Source organism: Bacillus seohaeanensis, from assembly GCF_042684945.1.
Lineage (GTDB): Bacteria > Bacillota > Bacilli > Bacillales > Bacillaceae_B > Rossellomorea > Rossellomorea seohaeanensis.
Genome location: NZ_JBHUMF010000040.1, coordinates 1 through 2976 on the forward strand (window position 1 = coordinate 1; position 2976 = coordinate 2976).

General features: G+C 35.0%; 3 protein-coding genes. 2 read left to right on the forward strand and 1 reads right to left on the reverse strand.

Features of this window, described 5'->3' with window-relative positions; genetic code table 11:
* Window positions 1-202 precede the first annotated feature (202 nt).
* Both ACFSUL_RS21310 and ACFSUL_RS21315 read left to right on the forward strand, forming a co-directional pair.
* Window positions 203-1054, forward strand: a complete 852-nt coding sequence (locus tag ACFSUL_RS21310) for a hypothetical protein (RefSeq protein ID WP_377938377.1) — start codon at window positions 203-205, stop codon at window positions 1052-1054.
* Between the two features lie 816 nt (window positions 1055-1870).
* Window positions 1871-2449 (forward strand): MerR family transcriptional regulator, encoded by a 579-nt coding sequence (locus tag ACFSUL_RS21315; protein WP_377938379.1) that lies wholly within the window; start codon window positions 1871-1873, stop codon window positions 2447-2449.
* A 38-nt stretch (window positions 2450-2487) separates the two neighbouring features.
* On the opposite strand, the gene ACFSUL_RS21320 is transcribed toward ACFSUL_RS21315, so the two are convergent.
* A partial coding sequence (locus ACFSUL_RS21320; protein ID WP_377938381.1) for a hypothetical protein occupies window positions 2488-2976 on the reverse strand: 489 nt, incomplete at its 5' end.

A 2976-nucleotide genomic window follows, 5' to 3' on the forward strand; every position in this document is an offset into this window, starting at 1 on the left:
AAATAAAAAGGCGATTGACCTTATCTCCCCAGTGCTACCAACACTGGAAGGCAATCACCCTCACGAAAAATAAAACTACAATGTTACTATGAGTATATCCATTTTGACGGATATTTTCAATGTATTTGTTTAATTTATTAGTTAACAATTTTTGTGAGTGGTGTAGATATGGTCATTTGTCGCCTGTGAAAGGGAGAGACGAATGGCTTTTTTGGTTGTATCAAATGATATTTTCACTCGTATGCAAGCGTATAAAACCATGGACATCACCACTAGCAGCAGACAAAAGATGAAATTTAACTTTTTAGATAAGATCCAGGAGAAAGTGGATTCTATTCGTTGGGACCGTGCAAGCAAAATAACCAAAGTGTTAGATACGATTATTTATTTTGCTACGGATCGAGGATATAGCTTCTTTGGACGCGAAACATTGGCCAGAAAGTGCCAGGTTTCCCTTAGAACAGTTGATAAAGCAATTAAGGTATTAAAGGACTCTGATGAGGCTGTGGTGGCTTACAGGCAAAATCCAAAGGGTAACAGCTGTAAGACCCCTATCATTCTATTAAAACGGCACAAACATTTTTCTTATTGGTCTAACCTATTAAATCTAGAATGCGAAGTAGAATGCGAAGAAGGAAATGCTGAGACACCAGATGAGACAAGTGCTGAAGAGCTAAAAAAAATCGCTACCAGTACTTTACCTACTTTAAAATCTTTTAATAATACGTCATTAGACGAATTAGATGATTCTTATGTTCCAAGTTATATTAATCAAGAATTTGTTAAAGCAGCAGCACCTTTCTTCCATGCTAATAAAATCTATCAATTATGGTTAAAAGTTTTAATTGCCTATAGAAATAGCAATGTTGATGCTCCTTTAGATACTCTAATGGAAACGGTCATCAAATCATTTAAAGAGACCATCTTTTTACATAAACAAGGAAAGATCAAGAAGACCTTTGACGGTTACTTTTATCGTTTGCTAGAAGCTGAGCTAAGTGTTATTAAACGTCGTGAAAATCGATATAGACTGCCGAATTGGCTGGATTTTTAAAACCCTTTTATTAAAGGGTTGTTTGGGTATGTTTCTGATGAATATTTATCTTTGCTTTTTAAGCAAGAACATTATTTCATCCAAACAATCTACTAACTTTAACACTTTAATAACTGCTTAAAATGGGTTTAATTAGTGTTTTTTCCTTTTTAAAGTTTGTGGGAGCCCGCAAACCATTGTCGGATACGTAACTAGCTCCTATTTTCTCTCCGGCTATCGCCTGCGTTCAGTTCCTGACCTCACGATACCAACATCATGTATCGTGAGGTCAGGAACCCATAGGGCTAGTTACTTTCTTAGAAAAGTATGCGGGCTGGTCTGTTTAGGTTAGAACGGTATTTCAAATTTCTTTTAGACTAGTTAGTTGTTATCGTTAATTGTTTTTATCTTGATGATTATATAGGTTTATTAAGTATGCAAACGTAGATATCTAATGTTAATTAAGGAAACAAAAATGAAACTATTACCGAAAAAGAGTAAGTAAATAAAAAGTTAACTGATTTCTTTTTCTATTGCGGTAGCATTGTGCTAATAAATGCTGCTAAAGCAGAGCTCAACCCTCCTCCTTCACCTTCGTAACCAGTAGAAGACCTCGCCCTATCAACGTACCTTATGATACGACGAGGTCTTCTACTACTCGGTTCAGTCGGAGGATTGAGCAATGTTGTGAAATTTTAAAGTGGGTAGTTAATTGTTTTTTTATAGTCAGAAAAAGGATTGTAAGGACGGAAAGACGAATACTGTTAAATGTATATTTATCTAGGGACGGTTTCGTTTGGACGACGGTCGGATGACGGGAAACGGAGGATCGGACGGATGAAAAAAGATTTTTTGAGAAAGAAAGATATTATAGATGGTTTAGGAATTCCTAAAAGTACGGTGTCAGATTGGATTAATGATTTTTCTGTATATATTCCTAAACTGAAACAAGGACAAATTACGTATTATAAACCAGAAGCAATGGAAGTTCTATTAACTGTAAAAGAATTACGAGAGCAAGGATATGATAAAAATCAAATTGGAGTTCTTCTGGGGGAAAAAGGATTTACTATTAATTCTGATGAAATCGAGGGACGGATAAAGACGGCTGTGAAGACGGCCGATCGGAAATCGGAACAAGAAGGGCGAGATACGTACCTGACAGTGATGCAAACAGTTGGACAGCTAATGGAGCATATAGCAAAACAGGACGGACGATTATCCGACCTTGAAAAACAACTATCGGATCAGGGGCAAGTGATTAAAAAGCAGCAAGAATATATTGATGAAAGAATAAAAGAAAGAGATCAAAAGTTAATGGAGTCTATTCGTCAAGTTCAGAAAGTGAAAGAACAGATTGCTGCTGAAAAAGAAAATAAAGATAGAGGTTTCTTTTCGCGGATCTTTAAAAAATAGGTAAATTCCAAAAGAAGCCTTTTCCTTTCGATTGATAATCAGTATTCAACATTTTTTCCAGTCATCAATAACTTTTTTGTTTCAACGTCGACTATAGCAACTCTAGTATAGTAAGTCCCTTTTTTAACTTCCTTTAGTGTATAAAAGAAGTATACTTGACGCTTTGGACTAATATTATCATGCTTGTTTTGTTTATATTGCCAAACAAACTGATCATACTCTTTAAGTCTTCTCTCCACCACTTTATATGTTTCTTCGTATAGTACCTTTTCACGTATATTAACGTCTGCATTAACAAATTCTTCGTAATTTTTTATTTTGTTACTCTGATAAAAATTGGTTGCACTTTCAGCTTTCAACTGCTTTTCACTATTGTCGGGAAAAAAATACTGCTTTCCATTACTCTGTGCAATAGATATATTATTACATAAAAATAATGCCAGCAACAAAGACATAGAAAGGTATTTAAGTTTTAATCGCAATCTTATTCCTCCTTTTTCGTAGGTTTCCCAAAGGGAAGAAAATAA

Excerpts from the sequence above, each read along its gene's own strand:
- ACFSUL_RS21310 (WP_377938377.1), top strand. The coding sequence starts at position 203 with ATGGCTTTTTTGGTTGTATCAAATGATATTTTCACTCGTATGCAAGCG.
- ACFSUL_RS21315 (WP_377938379.1), top strand. The coding sequence starts at position 1,871 with ATGAAAAAAGATTTTTTGAGAAAGAAAGATATTATAGATGGTTTAGGA.